The organism is Halorubrum sp. ARQ200, assembly GCF_005435115.1.
Lineage (GTDB): Archaea > Halobacteriota > Halobacteria > Halobacteriales > Haloferacaceae > Halorubrum > Halorubrum tropicale.
Genome location: NZ_SGTZ01000003.1, coordinates 82,436 through 103,261, shown reverse-complemented (window position 1 = coordinate 103,261; position 20,826 = coordinate 82,436). Strand labels below are relative to the sequence as shown.

Annotated in this window: 19 protein-coding genes; 5 read left to right on the top strand and 14 right to left on the bottom strand. The window is 70.3% G+C overall.

Annotated features, from left to right (window positions below; genetic code table 11):
- Positions 1 to 223 precede the first annotated feature (223 nt).
- The 10 genes from EXE50_RS17350 to EXE50_RS05855 form a co-directional block, all read right to left on the bottom strand.
- A complete protein-coding gene (locus tag EXE50_RS17350) occupies positions 224 to 397 on the bottom strand; it encodes a hypothetical protein (protein WP_167551917.1) in 174 nt (57 codons plus the stop codon).
- 73 nt (positions 398 to 470) lie between these two features.
- Positions 471 to 1,523: a zinc-dependent alcohol dehydrogenase family protein gene (locus tag EXE50_RS05895; RefSeq protein WP_137704594.1), complete on the bottom strand. Its 1,053-nt coding sequence runs from the start codon at positions 1,521 to 1,523 to the stop codon at positions 471 to 473.
- 108 nt (positions 1,524 to 1,631) lie between these two features.
- The gene (locus EXE50_RS05890; protein ID WP_137704593.1) at positions 1,632 to 2,663 is read right to left on the bottom strand and encodes a DUF4350 domain-containing protein; all 1,032 of its coding nucleotides are present in this window, start codon (positions 2,661 to 2,663) and stop codon (positions 1,632 to 1,634) included.
- Positions 2,660 to 3,652, bottom strand: coding sequence for a S49 family peptidase (locus EXE50_RS05885; protein WP_082356878.1), 993 nt, complete (start codon positions 3,650 to 3,652; stop codon positions 2,660 to 2,662). Before EXE50_RS05885 ends, EXE50_RS05890 begins: the two co-directional genes overlap by 4 nt.
- A gap of 113 nt (positions 3,653 to 3,765) precedes the next feature.
- Positions 3,766 to 4,851 (bottom strand): sulfite exporter TauE/SafE family protein, encoded by a 1,086-nt coding sequence (locus EXE50_RS05880; RefSeq protein WP_053772488.1) that lies wholly within the window; start codon positions 4,849 to 4,851, stop codon positions 3,766 to 3,768.
- A 382-nt stretch (positions 4,852 to 5,233) separates the two neighbouring features.
- On the bottom strand, positions 5,234 to 7,381 hold the full coding sequence (locus tag EXE50_RS05875; protein ID WP_137704592.1) for an ABC transporter ATP-binding protein: 2,148 nt from the start codon (positions 7,379 to 7,381) through the stop codon (positions 5,234 to 5,236).
- The gene (locus EXE50_RS05870; RefSeq protein WP_099288970.1) at positions 7,371 to 8,279 is read right to left on the bottom strand and encodes an ABC transporter permease; all 909 of its coding nucleotides are present in this window, start codon (positions 8,277 to 8,279) and stop codon (positions 7,371 to 7,373) included. Before EXE50_RS05870 ends, EXE50_RS05875 begins: the two co-directional genes overlap by 11 nt.
- Positions 8,279 to 9,256 carry an ABC transporter permease gene (locus tag EXE50_RS05865; protein WP_094579806.1) on the bottom strand — a complete coding sequence of 326 codons (978 nt, stop codon included), beginning with the start codon at positions 9,254 to 9,256 and terminating at the stop codon, positions 8,279 to 8,281. The genes EXE50_RS05870 and EXE50_RS05865 overlap by 1 nt, the downstream gene beginning before the upstream one ends.
- The gene (locus tag EXE50_RS05860; protein ID WP_241982633.1) at positions 9,253 to 10,911 is read right to left on the bottom strand and encodes an ABC transporter substrate-binding protein; all 1,659 of its coding nucleotides are present in this window, start codon (positions 10,909 to 10,911) and stop codon (positions 9,253 to 9,255) included. Before EXE50_RS05860 ends, EXE50_RS05865 begins: the two co-directional genes overlap by 4 nt.
- A gap of 22 nt (positions 10,912 to 10,933) precedes the next feature.
- On the bottom strand, positions 10,934 to 11,596 hold the full coding sequence (locus EXE50_RS05855) for a DUF1028 domain-containing protein (protein WP_199241381.1): 663 nt from the start codon (positions 11,594 to 11,596) through the stop codon (positions 10,934 to 10,936).
- Between the two features lie 331 nt (positions 11,597 to 11,927).
- Between EXE50_RS05855 and EXE50_RS05850 the strand changes: the two genes are divergently transcribed.
- Entirely contained in the window at positions 11,928 to 12,605 is a 678-nt protein-coding gene (locus tag EXE50_RS05850) for a hypothetical protein (protein ID WP_137704590.1), read from the top strand.
- A gap of 139 nt (positions 12,606 to 12,744) precedes the next feature.
- Here EXE50_RS05850 and EXE50_RS05845 read toward each other — a convergent pair whose 3' ends face one another.
- Positions 12,745 to 13,233: a cupin domain-containing protein gene (locus EXE50_RS05845; protein ID WP_137704589.1), complete on the bottom strand. Its 489-nt coding sequence runs from the start codon at positions 13,231 to 13,233 to the stop codon at positions 12,745 to 12,747.
- A gap of 299 nt (positions 13,234 to 13,532) precedes the next feature.
- Between EXE50_RS05845 and EXE50_RS05840 the strand changes: the two genes are divergently transcribed.
- Positions 13,533 to 15,107, top strand: coding sequence for an alpha-isopropylmalate synthase regulatory domain-containing protein (locus EXE50_RS05840; protein WP_394347751.1), 1,575 nt, complete (start codon positions 13,533 to 13,535; stop codon positions 15,105 to 15,107).
- A gap of 47 nt (positions 15,108 to 15,154) precedes the next feature.
- Positions 15,155 to 15,466: a hypothetical protein gene (locus EXE50_RS05835; RefSeq protein WP_053772484.1), complete on the top strand. Its 312-nt coding sequence runs from the start codon at positions 15,155 to 15,157 to the stop codon at positions 15,464 to 15,466.
- Positions 15,467 to 15,516: 50 nt separating this feature from the next.
- Here the strand turns inward: EXE50_RS05835 and EXE50_RS05830 are convergent, their stop codons facing one another.
- The 3 genes from EXE50_RS05830 to EXE50_RS05820 all read right to left on the bottom strand — a co-directional run bounded on the left by EXE50_RS05830 (position 15,517) and on the right by EXE50_RS05820 (position 18,518).
- Entirely contained in the window at positions 15,517 to 15,894 is a 378-nt protein-coding gene (locus EXE50_RS05830) for a group 1 truncated hemoglobin (RefSeq protein ID WP_137704587.1), read from the bottom strand.
- A gap of 72 nt (positions 15,895 to 15,966) precedes the next feature.
- Entirely contained in the window at positions 15,967 to 17,403 is a 1,437-nt protein-coding gene (locus EXE50_RS05825; protein WP_137704586.1) for an MATE family efflux transporter, read from the bottom strand.
- A 29-nt stretch (positions 17,404 to 17,432) separates the two neighbouring features.
- Positions 17,433 to 18,518 (bottom strand): ATP-binding protein, encoded by a 1,086-nt coding sequence (locus EXE50_RS05820; RefSeq protein WP_137704585.1) that lies wholly within the window; start codon positions 18,516 to 18,518, stop codon positions 17,433 to 17,435.
- A 129-nt stretch (positions 18,519 to 18,647) separates the two neighbouring features.
- Here EXE50_RS05820 and EXE50_RS05815 point away from each other — a divergent pair, with 129 nt between their 5' ends.
- Both EXE50_RS05815 and ilvA read left to right on the top strand, forming a co-directional pair.
- Entirely contained in the window at positions 18,648 to 19,055 is a 408-nt protein-coding gene (locus tag EXE50_RS05815) for a gamma-glutamylcyclotransferase (RefSeq protein ID WP_137704584.1), read from the top strand.
- Positions 19,056 to 19,322: 267 nt separating this feature from the next.
- A complete protein-coding gene (gene ilvA, locus EXE50_RS05810; protein ID WP_137704583.1) occupies positions 19,323 to 20,534 on the top strand; it encodes a threonine ammonia-lyase in 1,212 nt (403 codons plus the stop codon).
- Positions 20,535 to 20,826 lie beyond the last annotated feature (292 nt).

Genomic DNA, 20,826 nt, shown 5'->3' with positions numbered 1-20,826 from the left:
GATACCGATATCACGTCCCCTACGGACCTTGTATTTCGCCGACTGAACGGCTTCGGGAAACGCCTGAATGGTACTTCAGGCCACGCCTGAAAGCCGCGTACACCGCTCTGAGGCCGGATCTCTGAATCGGGTTTACGCGACGCGGGCGACGGAGCTGTCGCTCACGAGACGACGACACGCGAAAGAAACGTCGGGGTTCGAGGCGGGGTCGTGCCCGACTGCGTCAGTCGTCGGCCGGGGCGCGCGGCTCCGCCGGGGGCTCGGACTCCTCCGTCTCGTCCGCCGGCTCGTCGACCGCGTCGACGCCGGGGGTGTCGTCGAGCTCGTCCGCCTCTTCGGACCGGTGACGCGCCTGGACCTCCTCCCAGGTCATCGCCTCGTCGTGATGGTGACACATGACAACTATCAACACGGGCTGGACGCATCTAAATGTTACGTCGAATCTGTCGAAAGAGGGTCTCTGAGCCGGCCTACGCGTCGTCGTGGGGTTTGACGAGCACCTTGATCGCCTCCCGCTCGTCCATCATGCGGTAGCCCTCGGCGACCTCGTCGAGACCGACCGTCTCGGTGAAGATCGGCGCGGGGTCGAGCGTCCCCTGAAGCACGTCGGCCATCAGCTCCTCGGCGTACGCGCGGACGGGAGCGACGCCGCCCGCGAGCGTCACGTTGTCGCCGAACATGCCGAACACGTCGAGGCCCTCGTCTTCGACGCCGTAGGGGACGCCGACGTACCCGATCGTCCCGCCGGGGCGGACCGCGTCGATGGCGGTGTTCATCGCGCTCGCGGCGCCGACGCACTCCATCACGTGGGTCGGCCCGCCGTGGGTGAGTTCGCGGATCCGCTCGACGGCGGCCTCGCCGCGCTCGGAGACGGTCTCGGTGGCGCCGAACTCCTCGGCGAGGTGGAGCCGGTCCTCGTGGTGGCCGACCGCGACGATGCGCTCGGCGCCGAGTCGGCGGGCTGCGAGCACGCCGCAGAGCCCGACCGCGCCGTCGCCGATGACGGCCACGGTCGACCCCTCGTCGACGCCCGCGCTGACGGCGGCGTGGTGGCCGGTGCCCATGACGTCGGTGAGCGGGAGCAGCGAGCGGAGCGCGTCCTCGTCGTCGGCGTACCGGTCGGGCACGCGGACGAGCGTGCCGTCGGCGTGGGTCGAGCGGACGTACTCGCCCTGGCCGCCGCCGTTGTCGCCGCCCCACGAGTCGCCGTTCTCACAGGAGGTGTGGAGCCCCTTCCGGCAGAACTCGCACTCGCCACAGGAGATCGCGAAGGGGGCGAGCACGCGGTCTCCAGGCGCGACCGAGGTCACGTCGTCGCCGACTTCTTCGACGATCCCCATCGGCTCGTGGCCGACCGGAGAGCCCGCGTCGCGGTCGCTGTCGCCGCGGTAGAACCAGAGGTCCGAGCCGCAGATCGCGGTGTGGGTGACGCGGACGATCGCGTCCGTGGGCGCCTCGATCTCGGGGTGCGGTCGCTCTTCGACGCCGATGTCGCCGGGTCCGTTGAAGACGGCTGCGCGCATGGCTCCGCTACCGTCGCGCGCGACAAAAATGAGCGGGTGTCGGAAGCCGACCGGAACCGGACCGGCTCGCCCGGTCGCGGCGGTCCGGTCGGCAGGGCGGGCGACCGGTCAGGCGGCCGTGCCGTTCGTCGGCGGCTGGCCCGGTTCGGGCGGCGGCGTCGGGCCCGTCGACCCGCCCGCGCCGGGCGGCGTCCGGTCGTTCGTCACGAGGAAGTCGGCCAGGTTCCCGATCAGCGCGTCGTTGTCCGCGCGTCGGGCGTTCTCCGGCGACAGGAAGTCGCCGTCGCCGATCATCACGACCTCGTCGTTGCGCACGAGGAGCGGCGCCTCGGTCGCCTCGCGGGTCGTGGAGAGCTCGCTACCCTCGATCGGGCGCAGCACCTCGCTGCCGCCGACGGCCGTGCCGACCGGGGTCGCCGACGGGAACACCGCGCGGTCGACGCCCTCGGTCAGGACCGAGTCGCCGGTCGCCTCGGCGTACACGCGCTGGTAGTTCAGGTCGTTCTCGTCCATGTTGTACACGTAGCCGGGCCGGGTCGTGACGTCGAGCGTCGCGTCGAGCGACGCGGCGCCGGGCTGGGAGTACGCCGCGTCGGGCTCGGTGGCGAGCACGACGTGGCCGCCGGACTCGACGAACGACTCGATCTCGTCGAGCTGATCCGGCTCGTAGTCCGTCCGGAACGTCACGAACGCGTCGGCCTCGGCGAGCCGCTCGCCGAGCTGCGTCGGCCGGTCGGCGCCGGGCCGCGCGGGCGGTCGGCGCTGGTCCGGGTCGGGCACGTACACGCCCACCTCGTGGCCGTTCTCGATGAGCGCGTTCGCGAGCGGTCTGATGTCCCGGTCGTCGACGCCGCCGCCACCGAGCCCGAGGAGGCTGATGGGGAGCGCCGGACCGGGTCCGCCCGCCTCGACGCCGGGGTCGACGAGGACGGTCTGGGACGCCGCCGAGGCGTCCATCTCGACGGTCGCCTGGCCGGGGTCGTCGTCGACGACGAGGTCGTCGTCAAGGAAGTGGTCGTTCTGTATCTCCGGGGCGGGCGCTGCGCCGTCGGCGGTCGCGAAGCCGACGGCCGCGGCGCCGCCGAGGACGGCCGCGAGGGTCACGACGAACGCGACCGCGAGGGTTGCGACGCGGTTCACGCGCCGACACCCCCGTTGAGCCGCGCCGTCTCGTTGCCGGTCGCCGTCCGCTCCGTCGACGCCGCGCCGGCGTCACGGAGGTCGGGCTCGGAGAAGCGCTCGATCGTGTCCACGTGCGGCACGGCGGGCGTGTAGACGTACGTCGAGGGCATCGGCTTCACCTCGGCGTACCCGGGGTCGTTCGCGTGGATCGCGACGAGCCCGGAGTCGGTGCGGACGAGGAAGGGGATCCCCGAGAGGCCCCCCGTCTCCCGCGTGTCGACCGTGTACTCGCCGAGATTCTCCTCGGTGGCCGCCGCGTGGATCGCCTCGTTGAGCGAGCCGATCTCGTCGGCGAAGCCGTTGTTGACGGCCTCGGTGCCGAGGTACGTGTCGGCCTTCGCGACCTCCTCGCGGGGCATCTGGAACTCCTCGCCCCGTTCCGCCATCATCGCGTTGATGAACGTGTCCGCGAGCGTCTCCTGTTCGGCCCACGCCTGGGTGGGGTTGCTGCCGGCCTTGTCGGGGCCGCTCGGACCGAAGGGCGCCGAGCGGGCCGACGGCGCAGGGGCGTTCAGCCCGATGCTGCCGACCGTCGAGGTCGGCATCACGTAGATCTCGTCGGCGGGCGCCATCGCGTAGTAGCCGCCGGAGGCGCTGATCGACTGGACGCTCGCGATGACGGTCATGTCCTGGCTCGTCCGCTGGACCGCCTTGTACATCCGCTCGGAGGCGACGGGCGCGCCGCCGGGCGTGTCCAGCTTGAGGACGACCGCGCCCACAGAGTCGTTAGCGCGGATGTCCGCCAGTTCGCTCTCGACGTCGTCGGCGAGGGCCGTGTTGACGGGCCCCTCGATCTCGACGACGGCAACTGTGTCGTTCGGGTCGTTGGTCGCCGCGTACACGCTCGGAGCGAGCACGGCGCCGACCAGAGCCGCGGCCAACACGACGACAGCCACCTGCTGTCGCGACGTGAGGGCCGTGGAGGGCTTGTCTAATGACATCGCCATGTAACAACTGAGCGAAATATGTGAAAAAAACACCGAAGGAGCGCCGACGTCGAGCACGGTGCGTCGCCGACGAACCGAGATGCGCCACAGGCCACGCCGCCGCGGGACGCCGCTCAGATCCCGCCGCCCGCCATCGCGAACAGCGCGACGGAGATGACCGCGAACAGGCCGCCGACGCCGGCCTTGATCGTCCCCGTGTCGAGCGCGGTCGAGACGTACGGCGCGATCTGGCCGCCGAGCGTCGTCGCCGGGACCGTCCAGACGACCATGTTCCACGGGGTCGTCGCCAGGTCCATCGTGTGGCCGCCGACCAGCCCGCCGCCGAACACGTGGACCACGGAAGCCAGCACGGCCGTCGTCGCGACGACGATGTGGTTCGTGCCGATGGCGACTCGGACCGGGACCTGCGTGCGGAGCATCGAGATGATCCCGAGCTCGCCGATCCCGAAGCCGGCGAGCCCCTGGAACACGCCGCCGACGCTGTAGTTGAGGAACCGTTCGAGGTAGCCGCCGCGGGAGTAGGTATAGTCGTCGCCGTCGCGGTCGACGCGCGTGACGGTGCCGGAGTCGTCGGTGTCGACACCCGCGGGGCCGAGCTTGTTGTCGTCGTCCGGGAGGTCGGGCGCCGACCCGCCGTCGGTCGCGACCTCCTCGTCGTCCGCGCCCTCGGTCGGGTCGCCGTGGCCCAGGTTGGCCTTGAACAGCAGGTACGACGCCGCCAGCAGCGCGATCCCGAGCAGGGCGTGGAACAGTGGCTCGGGGATGACGAACGAGAGGAGCGCCCCACCGACGACGAAGGGGACGCCGCCCAGCACGAGCGACAGCGAGAGCCGCCGGTCGACGAGCCCGTACTGGATGAAGGCGAGCGACGAACTCGACAGCCCGAACGACTCGCTGATGAGCCCGATCTTCACCAGCGTCGTCGGCTCCAGGGGGTACGCGACCAGCGGGAAGACGAAGATGAGGAACGGCACGAACAGCGCCGACCCGCTGATCCCGACGGTGTTGACGATGGTGGCGCCGGTGACGAACGCCAGGAACAGCCACCAGTACTCGGTCCAGTAGTCGACGCCGGCGTCGGCCGGCGTCGGCGCGAAGGCGTACACCCCCGCGACGAACAGGAGCGGGGCGAGGAACACGAAGACGTGTTGGTAGCGCAGAAAGGCGCGCTGGAGATCGCTCGAGAGTGACGTGCTCATTGAGGCGTGGAACGCGAATTACGTGGGGTATAATAAATGCGTTTCCACACGTCACGATAGTGATGAACGATCGTCAACGTCTCGGATCCCGTCAGAGCGGCCACGACGCCGGTGAAATACGAACCGTCGATCGAACGTTTCCGAAGCCCGAAATGAACGCGGTGTGACAGAAAGAAACGTTTAAACGGAGCCGTCGGTCACCCGCGGATCGAACGATGACGCGGGAACTCGGGACCGCGGCGCGCGGGCGATACGCGGCCCTGCTTCACTCGGGGGCGCTGGTGGCGTGCTGCTACGTGGTCTTCACCGTGGGCGGGCTGGTGTAATCGAGAGGGACCCGTTCCTCGGCTCGCATTGCCGGAAACGGAAGGGGGGAGCCGGCTCAGTCGAGCGAACTCCAGTCGACCTCGTCGGCGTACTCCTCGCGCATGAGGTGGCAGCCGATCGTCTCGCCGTCGACCTCGTGGTCGGTCGGGTCCTCCCGTTCGCAGACCTCGCCGATCTTCCGCGGACAGCGCGGGTGGAACCGACAGCCGGACGGCACGTTCGAGGGGTCCGGCACGTTCCCCTCCAGGAAGATTCGGTCCTCGCCGTCGTCCAGCCCGGGGATCGCGGACAGCAGCGACTCGGTGTAGGGGTGGTACGGCGGCTCGAACACCTCGGCCGTGGGGCCGTGTTCGACGATCTCACCGAGGTACATCACCGCGACGCGGTCGCAGACGTACTCGACGACGGAGAGGTCGTGGCTGATGAGCAGGTACACGAGTCCCAGCTCGTCTTGGAGATCGGCCAGCAGGTTCAGAATCTGCGCCTGAACCGAAACGTCGAGCCCGCTGACCGGCTCGTCCAAGATGAGTACCTCCGGGTTCACCGCCAGCGCACGCGCGATCCCCACGCGCTGCTGCTGGCCGCCCGACAGCTCGTGCGGGTAGCGCTCCAGGTGCGACTCGTCGAGGCCGACCGAGTCGATCAGCTCGGCCACCCGGTCGGAGCGCTCGGCCTGGTCGTCGATGTCGTGGAGGTCCATCGGCCGGCGGACGATCTGCCGCACCGTCCGTCGGGGATTCAGGCTCGACTGCGGGTCCTGGAAGACGATCTGGAGGTCGCGGCGCAGCGATCGAAGCTCGTCCGATCCCGCCGCCGTGACGTCGCTCTCGCGATACGTCACCGAGCCCTCGGTGGGCTCGATGAGACGGAGCAGCGTCCGGGCGGCCGTCGACTTGCCGCACCCGGACTCGCCGACCAGGCCCAGCGTCGATCCGGCCTCGATCTCGATGCCGATGCCGTCGACGGCCCGCACCGGTTCCGGGTCCCCGAGGAGACGGCCGAGCAGTCCGCTGCTGTCGAAGTGCTTCGTCAGTCCCCGTGCCTCGAGCACCGGCCCGGACGCGCCGTCGCTCCGGTCGTCGATGCGGTCCGTCTGCCAAGACAGCGATCCCGACTCGTGCTCGTAGTCGTACTCCATCTCCTCGACGTGCTCGTGGCGGTAGCAGGCGACGGACCGCTCCGGATCGTCGGGGACCGGCTCCAGGTCGGGGTGCGCACGACGACACTCCTCGGTCGCTCCCGGGCACCGGTCCGCATACTTACACCCCGTCGCAGAGCCGGTCAGGTCCGGCATCTGTCCCTCGATCACGTCGAGCCGGTTGCGGTCGTCCGGGTCGATCGCGTCGTCGACGCTCGTGATACTCGCGAGTAGCCCCTTGGTGTACGGGTGGCACGGATCGGTGAACAGCCGCTCCGCCGGACCGGACTCGACGATGCTGCCGGCGTACATCACCGCCACGCGGTCGCAGATCTCGCGGACGACGCCGAGGTCGTGGGTGATGAAGAGTATCGACATCCCCAGGTCTTCGCGGAGATCGTCGAGCAGTTCGAGGATCTGCGCCTGAATCGTCACGTCGAGCGCCGTCGTCGGCTCGTCCGCGACGAGGAGGTCCGGCTCGGAGGCGATCGCGATCGCGACGACGACGCGTTGCTTCTGTCCGCCGGAGAACTCGTGAGGGTAGTCGTTGGCCCGCGCCTCCGCGTCGGGGATGCCGACTCGGTCGAGGAGGTCGACGGCCTCCCGACGCGCGGCGCCGCGGGAGAGGTCCCGCGCCGCTTCGACCGCCTCCGCGACCTGTCGGCCGACCGTCATCGTCGGGTTGAGGGTCGCGGTCGGGTCCTGAAAGACCATCCCGGTGTTCGAGGCGCGGAACTGTCGGAGGCCCTCGGCCGAGAGCGAGAGGACGTCCGTCCCCTCGAACTCGACGGTCCCGTCGACGATCTCGCCCGGGTCGTCGATGAGGCGGAGGACGGAGCGAGCGGTCGCGCTCTTTCCCGCGCCGCTCTCGCCGACAAGCCCGAGTATCTCGCCGCGATCGAGGTGGAAATCGACGCCGTCGACCGCGTTGACGACGCCCTCGTCGGTGCGGAACACGGTCGAGAGGCCGTCGACCGTCAACAGCCGATCGTTCGTCTCTGTTCCCTCCGCCGACGCCGCTGGCGCCGACACCTGCCGTGGATGTGCTGATTTCTCACTCGTCATGGTCGGCTCCGAGCTCCGTACTCACGGTCGGATCGAGGACGTCGCGGATCCCGTCACCGAGGAGGTTGAACCCGAGGACGGTCGTGGCGATCCCCAGCCCCGGGAAGACCGCCATCCACGGGGCCTGCGTGAGGTACTGTTTGGACTGCCTGATCATCAGCCCCCACGACGGCTGTGGCGGCTGGGCGCCGAGTCCGAGGAACGAGAGTCCCGCGGCCGCGAGGATGGCGAACGCGAGGCTGATAGACGCCTGAACGATGATCGGCGCGGCGGCGTTCGGTAGGACCTCGGCGAACAGGACGCGGCTGTCCCGTTCGCCGAGCGCACGCGCGGCCTCGACGAAGTCCTCCTCGACGACGGAGACCACCTCGCTACGGGTGACCCTGGCGAAGTACGGGATGTACGTGATCCCGATCGCGATCATCGCGTTCGTCAGCGACGGTCCGAGGACGGCGACGACTGTGAGCGCCAGCAGAATCGGCGGGAAGCTCATCAGCACGTCCATCGACCGCATGATCGCGTCGTCGACGTTGCCGCCGACGTACCCCGCGGCCGCGCCCAGCGGCACGCCGGCCGCAGTGGCGATGCCGACGCTCAGCCCGCCGATGTACAGGCTGATTCGGGCCCCGAGGACGATCCGGAGGAGGATGTCCCGGCCGAGGTGATCGGTCCCCATCGGATGCGCGGGGCTCGGCGGCTGAAAGCGGTTCGCGACGTTGAGGGCGTTGGCCTGTTCTAAGGAGACGAACAGCGGGCCGAGCAGGCCGACCGCGAGCAGTAGCCCGATCAGCGCCGTCCCGGCGACCGCCTTCGAGTTCGACCGGTACCTGTCGAACAGCTCGCCGATCTTCCGGCGACGAGCGTCGGTTAACCACCGCGCCGCGTTTTGTGTCGCCATCAGGCGCCACCCCCGGTCTGGACGCGCGGGTCCAAGACCGCGTACAGGAGGTCGACGACGAGGTTACTGAGCATGAACACCGTCGCGATCGTCAGCACGGATCCCTGGATGAGCGTGGTGTCGCGGTTCAACAGCGCCTGGAACGCGAGCCTGCCTAGTCCGGGGTACGCGAACACCTGCTCGATGATGACGATCCCGCTGAACAGGAAGCCGATCTGGAGCCCGATCACGGTCAACACGGGGAGGAACGCGTTCCGTAGCGCGTGGCGGTACACGATGTCGCGGTCCGGAATTCCCTTCGACTGCGCGAGCTTCACGTACCCCGCCTTGAGCTCCTCGATAAGCGAGGAGCGCGTCATCCGCGTGAGGTGCGCCATCAGCGCGAAGCCGAGCGACATCGCCGGCAGTAACACGTGTTTGATCCCGGCGACCGGGTCGACGGCCGGGTTCACGTAGCCGGAGGGCGGCAGCACGGCGAAGAACTCGGCGAAGACCAGGATCAGCACCAGCCCCCAGAAGAAGTCCGGGAGACTGATCCCGGTGAACGCGACGACGCTCGTCGTGAAGTCTTTCCAGGTGTTCCGGGCGCGCCCGGCGATCACGCCGAGCGGAATCGCGACGGTGACCGCGATGGTGACCGCGGCGCCGGCGAGGAACGCGCTCGCCGGGAGGCGCTGGACGATCAGCCGGGCGACGGGGTCGCCGAAGCGGAGGGAGTTACCCATGTCGCCGGTCAGCACGCCGGTCAGCCAGTCGATGTAGCGAATCCAGATCGGACGGTTCAGTCCGAGGCTCTGTCGGAGCGCCTCCAGCCGCTCGGGGCTCGCTCGGTTCCCCAAGATCAACAGCGCGACATCACCGGGGAGCACGTTGACGATGCCGAAGGTGACGATCGACACGCCCAGCAGCGAGACGAGCAGCAGCCCTATCCGGCGGACCGCGTAGCGAACGAAGTCGGCGTCGATGGCCTCCCTCATTCGTCAAGCCACGTCGCGCTGAAGTTCACCTCGCTGTTGTTCGGTGCCAGCACCGTGTCGAGGGCGCCGACAGAGGGTTTCGCACCCATCGCGCCGTCGCGGAACCACAGCATTGGAGACGGGACCTCCTCGTGGAGGACGCGCTGCGCCTCGCGGTAGTACTCCACCTCCTCCTCCTCCGTCGGGGCACTCTCGGCGTTCTCGATGGCGGTGTCGAAGTCGTCGCTGGCGTACGCGAAGGAGTTGAACGATCCCTCCGAGTGGAACAGGCCACGGTACATCTGGGCGGGCTCCCAGCCGCCGAACCAGTTGACCATCGCCATCCGGTAGTCCATGTTCGCGGTGACCTGCGTCAGCCAGTCGCCCCACTGGAGCTCCTGAATCTCGACCTCCAAGCCGAGTTCCGAGAAGGACTGTTCCATGATGGTCGCGGCGGTGATGTGCCACGGGTAGTTCGTGGTCACCTTGAACTCGATCGGTGCGAACTCGTTCATCCCGTACTCCGACTCCTCGATGAGCGACCGCGCCTGCTCGATGTCCTGCGGTCGAGGTTCGAGTTCCCCGTTCCGGTACGGGCTGTTCGGGAAGCTCGGGGTCGCGAGCGTCGTGCCCTGTCCGAAGAGGGCCCCCTCCACCAGCTCCTGTTTGTCGATCGCGAAGTCGATCGCCCGGCGCCAGTTGACGCTGTCGAACGGCGGGCGGTCGTTGTGAAGGTACATGTGGTTGAACGCCAGCGGTCGCCACGTGGACGTCTGGACGTTGTCGTTCGCGCCGTCCACGTAGTCGGTCATGTCGTCGAGCGGGATGTCGTTGATGTAGTCGAGATCCCCGTCCGTCAGCCCGGTGAGCCGGGTGTCGGGGTCCGTCATCGTCCGCTCTTCGAGCGCGTCGACGTACGGGCCCTCTCCCCAGTAGTCGTCGAACGCCGACAGCTCGGCCCGGTTACCCTGCTGACGAGATTCGAACACGAACGGGCCGGTTCCGACCGGGTTCGAGGCCTGGTCCGGACCGGATCCCTCCGGGATGATCGCCGTCCCGGAGAACGCCAACTGCCGGAGGAGCGGATTGTACCGCTCGCTCATCTGGAGCACGACCGTCGAGTCGTCGGGCGTCTCGACCGACTCGACCGACGTGAACACGCCGCTGTACCGCGCGCCCACGTCCGGGTCCGTGATCCGCTCGATCGTGTACCGCACGTCGCTGCTGGTCAGATCCGACCCGTCGTGGAACGTCACGCCGTCGCGGAGCGTGAACGTGTACTCCGTCCGGTCGTCGTTGATTGACCAGTCGGACGCGAGGCCCGGGCGGGTGACGTCGGGATCGGAGGAGATCTCCAGCTCGTTCGTCAGCCCGACCAGCGTCTCGTGAACATTGTTTAGAAACCGCGACGAGGCGGCCGTCTGTGCGAGGTGGATGTCGAGTTCCTGGGTCACCTCGCTGTGGCCCCAGACGAGCGTGCCGCCCTCCTCCGGCTCGCCCGTCGGTCCGATCGGGGCGTCGTCGGAGCCGTCGCCGCCGTCTCCGCTCGAGCCGTCGGAGCCGTCGCCGCCGGAGGCACAGCCCGCGAGCGTCGTTCCGACGCCCGCCAGTCCCGTCGCGACGAGGAACCGTCGCCTGTCAATACTATCGTTCGTATCCGCAGCGTTATCGCGCATTGTTGTGTGTGAGTGGTAGTTGCTAGCGTTTCAGTCCGAAGTCGACGATCGCGTCGGGGTACTCCCCGAGCTGATCCTCGGCGACCGCCGGGAGTTCCGCCTCCGTCTCGACGGCGAGATCGTACGCCTCGCGGAGCTCGTCGATCGGCGCGTCGCTGTTGTCCACCCGGAGGTTGTGGTACAGCTTCGGCTCCGGGGCCGCGACGAGCAGCGCCGCGCTGATCTTGCCGCGCTTGTCGCCGCCGGCCGCCTGTCCGGCTTCGAGCGCGGCGATGAGTCGGTCGGCGAACTCGCCGTCCGCGTCCGCGTAGCCGCGGCGCACCTCCTCGACAACGTCGGCGCCGTCGAGCATGTTACCGGCGACCGTGTAGTCATCCCCGGCAGTGTCACCCGCCCAGTCGACGCAGTCCGCACCGGTGTACCGGAACGAGTCGTCCGCGGTCACCCCGTGGAGCTGACGGTACGTGTCGTGGGGGTCGTCTTCGAGCAGCGTCTCGCAGGCGGTGGACACCGAGACGCCCCTGTCGGCGAGCTCGACCGCGTTTCGGCCGTGCGATACCTTCACGTAGGATTGGGTCGCGACCGCCGCGTTTTCGCTCACGAACGGACACAGCGCGCCGACGCCCACGAGCGCCGTGCTGACCGCGACGCCGAACGCTCCGGTGTCGGGGTCGCGTGCGGCTATCGAGAACGTACCGGGAGCGAACCGTTCGGCGGGTGACGGATCGTCCGTGCCTGTAGTAAAGTGATTCGTGTTACCAGTTGTGTTGCTAGGCACAGTCGTGGTGATACATAACAAGACCTCTATTAAATCTTATTGTTTGAGAGAAAAAGCCCGCTTATGGGAGAAAATTCCACTTACTGCGCCCGGGCATTTATTTTTCAACACTCTGAAGGAATACGCTCTCGAACCGCCACTTCAGAACGTCGCGGCGTCGGCGGGCGCCGTGCGGCCCCGCGTTGCCGCCCGAACCCAACACGAGGCTTTTCAGCCGTGCCCGCGTAGTACCGCCCCCATGGACGAGAAGACCGCCGAACTCCGCGACCTGTTCGTCGACGCCACCGGCTCGGAGACGGTCACCGAACGCCAGGAGGCGGCGCGGGGGACCCTCGTCGACCGCGACGACGAGGCGGTCGGCGAGGGGGTCCGCGACCTCGTCGCCGCGATGCGGGAGCGGTACGGCTTCTCGACGCCCCTCGACGACGATACCTACGCCCTCGTCGCCCGCGGCCGGTTCACAGATGAGGACGACGCGGCGATCGCGGCGGCGATCCGCGACGGACTGACTGACACAGACGGCGACGGCGATGTCGATCCGGATGAAATTGACGCCGAGACCGTCCGGAAAGCGCGCCTCGACCTCCACCTCGTGCGCGAGTCGGACCGCGAGGTCGACGCGCCCGACGGCGACTCGGATACCGCGTTCGCGTACGCCGACCTGGAGCGACTCACCGCCGCCGGGAACTCGATCGTCGAGTGCGCCGAGGAGCTGGACGCCCAGCCGGATACGGTCGCCCGGTATGCCGCGGTCGCACGCACCGACATCGCCTCCACGCGGGCGAACGATCGGTTCCGCGACGCATTCCGCGACCTGCTCACCGACGCCGACATCCAGGGGTCGCTCGCGAGCGACGCCCGCGAGGACGGCCTGCGCGAGGCGACCGAGGACATCGAGACGGACGTTTCTTTATAAGCAGTTAGCCGCGGAGCGGCGACGAACCCCTCCAACGCCCCAGCCGCGAGGACTCGCGCGGCTCGCTGCGGTCCTCAGTCAGTCTCTGGCGCTTCCTCCTTGCGGTCCTTGCGTCGCCGCTACACCCCGCGAGCCGTGCTCAGGGCGAAAAGGAGGTGCCGCAGTCGGTACAGGTGAACCGGAACCGCGCCTCGTCGGTGAGCTCCGTGTCGTGGACGCGCTCGCTGCCGCACTCGCGGCACTCGACCACGGACCGAATCTGGTCCCAGTCATGGCGCGCGCCCGGCGCGCCGATCGCCCAGGCGACCACCTCCTCGTCGGCGTCTGCGGGCACGAACCCGGACTGGAACTCGCCCGGGGCGAAGCGGATCGCCTCGTCGGGCCCGACGGTCGCGCGCTCGCGGTCGCGGCCGACCTCGAACGTCACAGTGCCCGAGCGGACGTAGAATATCTCCTCCTGGTCGTCGTGCGTGTGGAGGCCGCCGGAGAAGGCGTCGCCGGGCGCGAGTTCGAAGTAGTTCATCGCGACGTGGTCGGTGCCGAGCGCGCGCGAGACCGGCTTTCGGATGTCGTGGACGCCCATGGGGTTCGTGACGACGTCGACGTCGTCGACCGCGACTCGCTCCATGCGGGCCGGTCGCAGGGGACGCTCCTAACGCTGTCGGCGGCTGCGCCGAGGATCCGTCGGCGAACCGCGGCTCGCGGCGACGATCGCTCGGTCAAACCTGACGCGACCCGGCAGTTTATACGTGTGTGTGTCGTCCGCATGGGCACGAATGACGCGAGACACTCGCGATCGTTCGGAGGATAGAGGAAGTCGCCTCGCGGCGGCTGGCCACGAAATTCTCCGGCGATAACGACGACGGGGCACGACCGCCCCGCGGCGGCACCGACCCCGAGACCACCGCAGAGCCGATGGACTCCCTTTTGACCCGAACACCGCTCACAGACCTCGACGAGGTACAGCTGTTAGACACCACCCTGCGCGACGGCGAACAGATGCCGGGCGTCTCCCTGACGCCCGGCGAGAAGGTCGGCGTCGCCCGCGAGCTCGACGCCGCGGGCGTCCACCTGATCGAGGCCGGCTCGGCGTGTACCTCAGCGGGCGAGCGCGAGGCGATCCGCCGCGTCGCCGACGAGGGGCTGAACGCGACGGTGACGAGCTTCGCCCGCGGGGTGAAACGCGACGTCGACCACGCGCTCGACTGCGGCGTCGGCGGCGTCAACCTCGTCGTCCCCGCCTCCGACAAGCACGTCGAGACGAAGGTGGGTTCGACCCGCGACGAGGTCGTCGAGACGACCGTCGAACTCGTCGAGTACGCGAAGGACCACGGCCTCTGGGTCGAAGTGCTCGGCGAGGACGGCTCGCGGGCCGACCTCGACTACCTCGAACGCCTGCTCGGCGCCGGCCTCGACGCCGGCGCCGACCGGATCTGCTACTGCGACACCGTCGGGGCGGCCGACCCCGAGCGCACCGCCGCGGTCGTCTCGCGGCTCGCCGACCTCGGCCCGACGAGCCTCCACACCCACGACGACCTCGGGTTCGGGCTGGCGAACGTCCACGCGGGACTGAAGGCGGGCGCCGACACCGTCCACGGCACCGTCCTCGGCGTGGGCGAGCGCGCCGGCAACGTCGCCCTCGAAGAGGTCGCGATCGCGCTCGGCGAGTCGTACGGCGTCGACACCGTCGACCTCGCGCGGCTCTACCGGCTCTGCCGGACCGTCTCGGAGGCGACCGGCGTCGCGCTCCCGCCGAACAAGGCCGTCTGCGGCGCCAACGCCTTCGCCCACGAGTCCGGGATCCACACCGACGGGACGCTGAAGGACGGGACGATGTACGAGCCGTACCCGCCGGAGACCGTGGGCCGCGAGCGCCGGCTCGTCCTCGGCAAGCACGCGGGCCGCGCCGGCGTGAAGGCCGCGCTCGCCGAGCACGACGTGGCGGTCGACGACGACGAGCTGCGCGAGGTCGTCGCCCGCGTCAAGGAGCTGGGCGAGCGCGGGAAGCGCGTCACCGACGCCGACCTGCTCGCCATCGCCGACGACGTGCGGGGCCGCGAGCGCGAGCGCCACGTCGAGCTCGTCGACCTCTCGGCGACCTCCGGCGGGAACCTCCCGACCGCCTCGGTGCGGCTCCGCGTCGGCGACGAGGAGCGCGTCGCCTCCGGCACCGGCGCCGGCCCGGTCGACGCGGGGTTAGAGGCGGTCCGCGCGGCGCTTTCGGGCGACGGGAGCGGCGAGCGCGGCGGGGAGGACGGCGCTGACGGCGGCGTCGCGTTCGACCTCGACTCCTATCACGTCGACGCGATCACGGGCGGCACGGACGCGGTCGTCACCGTCGAGGTCGACCTCTCGCGGGGCGACCGCTCGGTGAGCGTCTCGGCGTCGGACGCGGACATCACCCGGGCGAGCGTCGTCGGGATGGTCGACGGGCTCGACCGCCTGCTCGCGGCCGAGGCCGACGCCGCGGACGCCGAGCCGGGCGCCGTCGCCGACGACTGACGCCGGCGTCTGACGAGGTTTTTACCGATGGCGTCCGATCCCGGGATGTGAGCGTCGTCGTCGCGATCAAGCCGTCCGCGCGCAAGCGGAACGCGAAGGTGGGTCGGCTCGTCTTCGAGGACGGGCCGCGTCACGCCTTCGAGAGCCGCGCGGCCGCCGAGCGGTGGGCGGACGACCTCTCGGCCGGCGACGGCCACGTCTGGGTCGCGAGCGCGCACCCCCGCGACGACGGCGACGCGGACTGCTACCTCGTCTCCCGGGCCACGAACGCGAAGCTGGAGGCGGCGTACGACAAGCGGCGTCGGCGGCTCAGGGGCGACCCGGGCTCCGAGCAGGAGTCGCTCGGCGGCGAGCCCTGATCCGCGGTCCCCGCCCGCGGGCGGGTCGGCGCTACCCCCTTCGCTCGCCGCTACTCGTCTCCGCCCGGGCTGCCGACGACGTCGTCCTCGAACCCGGCGACCGCCTCCATCACCGCCTCGCGGTCGGCGTCGTCGACGTCGAAGGCCCGCAGCGCCTCGTCGAGGTGCGTCGCGACGATCTCGAACTCCGCGTCGGTTATCGCCAGCTCCTCGTGGGCGGTCGCCATCTCCTCGCCCTCGTACTGTATCGGCCCGCCGGTGACGGCGCTCAGGAACTTGGTCTGGTGCGAGCGCTGGTCGGCCATGTCCACGTCGTCGAAGTAGTGGTTCACCCGGTCGTCGTCGAGCACCCGGTCGTAGAACTCGTTGACGACCGCGCCGATGGCCGGTTCGCCGCCGAGGCGTTCGTACAGCGTCTCGTTCGACATACGTCGGTGACGGACGCCGGCCGTATCACTGTTCCCTTGCGGAGGCGGGCGCTCATCCCGCGGCGCGGCGCCTCACGGCGAATCGTCCGCGCGCGACCCGTCGCCGGCGGCCGCGTCGGGGTCGGCGCCCGGTCCGGACCCGCGGGCGTCCATCATGTCCGCGGCCCGGCCCGCCCAGCCCGTGTGGCGGAAGCCGGCGGCGACGACGAGCGCCATCCAGGCGTAGGCCGCGGACACCCCGACGTACGCGCCGGTCGGACCGAGGCCGGCGGTGCGGCCGAGCAGCCACGACAGCCCCAAGAAGAGCCCGAACATGGCCGAGACGCGCGCGACGAGTGGGATCCGGGTCTCGCTGGCCCCCTGGAGCGAGCCGGAGAGCGCGGAGAAGCAGGCGAGGGCGGCGCCGGCGACGCCGTACACCCGCGCGAAGTCGACCGCGGACGCGACCGTCGCCGCGTCGTCGGTGAATATCGGCACGATCCGCGGCGCGGCGACGACGAGTCCGAGCCCGATCGACCCGACCGTGAGCACGCCGAGGCCCGCGACGGCCCACCCGTTGAACCGCGCGGTCTCCGGGTCGCCCTCGCCGAGCGCTTGCCCGACCAACACCGACGCCGCGACGTTGTACCCGCGCGAGAGCGGCCCGGTCACCTGCTGGTAGACGCGGCGGCCGATCTGGAAGCCGGCGTTGACCGTCTCGCCGAAGCCTAAGAGGAGCGCGTTGAACGGGAACTCCGCGATCTCGGAGCCGAACCCCTCTAAGACGCGGGGCGCGCTCACGACGAGGAGCTGTTTCGCGATCGTGAGGTCGCGCGGCCACGCGAACTCCGCGTCGGTCCACGAGCCCCAGATGGCGAAACAGAGCAGCCCGGCCGTGAGCACGTTGGCGCCCGCGGTCGCGAGGCCGACGCCGAGGACATCGAGCCGCGGGAGCCCGAACAGCCCGAGGCCGAAGACGATCGACCCCGCGATGTTGACGGAGTTGGCCGCGATGTTGACGTACATCGGTGTGCGGGTGTCGCCGGTCCCCTGGAGCGCGCGGGCGCCGACGAGGGCGACGTGGCGCGCCGGCGCGGTGGCGAACACGATCGCGAGGTACGTCGAGCCGAGGTCGACGACCGCGGGCGAGGTGCGCTCGCCGACGAGCCGGCCGAACACGCCGATCGCGAACTCGCCGAAGAGGAAGCCGAAGAGGACGAACGGGACCCCGGCGAGCGCGCCGAGCAGGATCGCCTGCGTCACCGCCTCGTCGCGGTTCTCCGCCGCGCCCGCGCCGGTGTCCTGCGAGGAGAGCGCGATGGCGCCGCCGCCGAGGCCGAGCCCGATCCGCAGCGGGAACCGGGCGTAGAGGTCGGCGAGGCCGATGGCGACGACGGCGGCCGGCGAGAACAGCGCGGTGACGAGGATGTCCGTCGTCCGCATCGCGGTGCGGAACGTCTGCTCAGCCATGACGGGCCACGCGAGCGAGAACACGCGCCTCCAGACGCGCCGCAGCCGCGGGAAGTCCATCTGTCGTCCGGGACGGTCGCCCGCGGTTTTTACGTGTCGGAGCCGGTCGAGTCGGCCGGTGCGTGCGGGAGCCGCACCGCGAACCGCGCGCCGCCGAGCGGCGACTCGCCGGGGGTGAGGGACCCGCCGTACGCCCCCGCGAGCGTGGCGACCAGCCGCAGGCCGCTGACGCCGCCGTTCGGGTCCGCCGCCGACGGCTCGTCGGCGAAGAACGACCCGTCACGGATCTCCGGCGGGAGCCCCGAGCCGTCGTCCTCGACGACGAGCGCGACCTCGCCGGCGTCGCCGTCGACCCGGACCGAGACGCGGACGGTGACCGCCGGGCCGGCGTGTTCGATCGCGTTCTCGACGAGGTTGTGAACGATCGAGCGCACGCCGTCGTTGGCCGCGACGGGCGCCGCCTCCGGGAGGTCGGCCTCGACCGTCACCGACTCGTCGTCCGCCACGCTCGCCAGCACGCCCCGCGTCGTCTCCGCGAGGTCGACGCGGCTGGAGTCCGCGTCGCCGAGGATCGCGTCCGCGACCGCGCTCGTCGCCTCGATGCGGTCGAGGCCCTCGGCGGCCTTCGAGGCCACGGTCGCGGCGTGGTCGGCTCCCTCCCCGTCGCCGTCGAGCAGGTCGGCGTAGCCGCGGATCGTCGAGAGGTCGTTGCGGAGGTCGTGCCGCAGGAGATGGTTGACGAAGGAGACGGCGCGGACCGCGTCGCGGGCGCGCCGGGCCTCCGCGGCCTGGCGGACGGCGTAGTAGCCCGCGACCGCGCCGCCGAGCCCCCCGACGCCGGCGGCGACGAGCATCGGGAAGGCCGGCTCGACGAGCGGCCGCCCCTCGAAGGCGCGGACGGCGAGCGTCGCGGCGAAGGCGGCGACGGCGAGGACGGTCCCGGTGGCGGTCCACCGCGCGACGCGCCACTCCTCCGCCGGCGAGAGATCTCTGCGGGCGATCCGGCGGCTCGCGACGAGGACCGTCACCGCGATCCCGCCGTCGAGCGCGAACGCCAGCAGCGGCCCCGCGGAGGTCCCGATAGCGCCGATCTCGGTGACGTGGTGGACCGCGGCGGCGGCGAGGAGACCGGCCCCGATCAGGGACACCGCGTGGTGGCCGCGCAGCGTCGACATTACCTATCGAACCGAGGAAACGAGTAAAACGGTTGTGGATCGCCGAGCGGCGGAGCGCCGTGCGAGGAATCGACGCCGCGGCGGGAGACTCGTCCGAACGTTGAAACCCGCGAGCGACCCACGGGCCTCATGGACGTCTTCGTGTACGGGACGCTGACCGAACCGGAGCGGGTCGCCGAGGTCGTCGACTCGTTCGTCTTCGTCGGACCGGCGACCCTCGACGGCCTCCGGCTCGTGGAGGGGCGGTACCCGACGCTCGCGCCGGGCGGCGAGACCGCCGGGCGGCTCCTCCGGACGGAGGCGGTCGACGCGCTCGACGCGTACGAGGACGTGGACGGCGGCCTGTACGTCCGCGAGGCCGTGCCGCTCGACGCCCCGGACGGCTACCCGGACACCGCCGCGGTGTACGTCGGCGACCCCGACCGCCTCGACGCGGACGCGACGTGGCCCGGGACCGGACCGTTTCCGGACCGGGTGCGGACGGTGCTCGGCGACCGCGACGTGCGGGTGCGGCTGACTCCCCGAGATACCGTCTGACGGGCGGATGACGGCGCCGCAGTCGTGCGGTTTCACTTTCGCTCTGGTAGCCTCACCTTTTTGTATTCTCGTCGCCTCGGTTCACTCGCACGTCACACGCGTGCATTCCCCCCTTTACCACCGCGAGCGACCGCGCCGTCGACCCGCACCCGCGGGCCGGATCGGCGGCGTCGGCCCGCGCGGCGACCGCGACGCGGCGGCCGCGCGCCGCGTGCCCCGTCGCGTCCGACCGGAACCGATTAGCGGTCGGCGCGGCGACGGGGTGGCATGCTCAGTCTCGCCGACATCCGGGAGGCGCGCGAGCGCGTCTCGGACGTCGCCCGGCACACGCCCCTCGAACGGTCGCGGTCCTTCTCGGAGATGAGCGGCGCCGACCTCCACCTCAAGCTGGAGAACTTCCAGCGGACCGGCGCGTTCAAGATCCGCGGCGCGATGAACCGGATCCGGACCCTCTCGGCGGCGGAGCGGGAGGCCGGCGTCGTCACCGCGAGCGCCGGCAACCACGCGCAGGGCGTGGCGCTGGCGGCCAGCCGCGCGGGCGTCGACGCCACCGTCGTGATGCCGAAGTTCGCGCCCGTCTCGAAGGTGAAGGCGACCCGCGGATACGGCGCGAGCGTCCGCTTGGAGGGCGTCGACTACGACGAGGCGCAGGCGTACGCCCATCAGTTGGAGCGCGATGAGGGGCGCACCTACGTCCACGCGTTCGACGACCCCGTCGTGATGGCCGGCCAGGGGACGCTCGGCCTGGAGATCGTCGACGACTGCCCCGACCTGGACACCGTCGTCGTCCCGATCGGGGGCGGCGGCCTGATCTCCGGGGTCGCGGTCGCGATCAAAGAGCAGATCCCGGACGTGCGCGTCGTCGGCGTTCAGGCGGAGGGCGCCGCCTCGGCCGCGAAGTCGCTCGAAGCGGGCGAGGTCGCGGAGATCGACAGCGTCGACACGATCGCCGACGGGATCGCGACGCGGTCGATCGGCGAGGAGACCCTGGCGGTCATGCAGGAGTACGTCGACGAGGTCGTCACCGTCGACGACCGCGAGATCGCCTTGGCCCTCACGCTGCTCTTGGAGCGCGCGAAGACGCTCGTCGAGGGCGCGGGCGCGGTCGCGCTCGCCGCCGTCCTCTCGGACGCCTTCGAGTACGACGACGGGGAGACGGTCGTCGCCGCGCTCTGCGGCGGCAACATCGACCTCAACCGCCTCGGGACCGTGGTCCGGCGCGGCCTCGTCCAGATGGGCCGGTACCTCAAGATCACGATCGACCTGAAGGACCGGCCCGGCGAGCTGGAGCGGGTCTCCAGCATCGTCGCGCGCACCGGCGCGAACGTGTACGCGGTCCACCACGACCGCACCTCCCGCGACGTGGCCGTCAACGCCGCCGAGCTCGAACTCGAATTAGAGACCGACGACGCCGAACACGCCGCCGACATTGTCGACGCGCTCGAAGCCGAGGGGTACGACGTGGAGATCCTGTCCTGAACGAGCGGCGACTTTTCATAAGCGGAACGGCGGTGGCGCGTGCCGGTGAGCGGCCGACAGGCCGCGAACCGCACGCGCGAGGGACGCGGTGAGTGAGGGGCGACCGCAGGGAGCCCCGAACGAGCCGCGAGGCTGGGGAGGCGTGAGGTGCTGTGCGGTCGCTGTCGGGTGGGACTCAAAGGGGCAGCCGTGAGGACGAAGCCCGGCGCAGTAAGCACCGCAGCGAAGGAGCAAAGCGACTGAGCGAGGAGCACAGCAAGCCGCGCGAGTCCTCACGGCTGGGGCTTTGAAG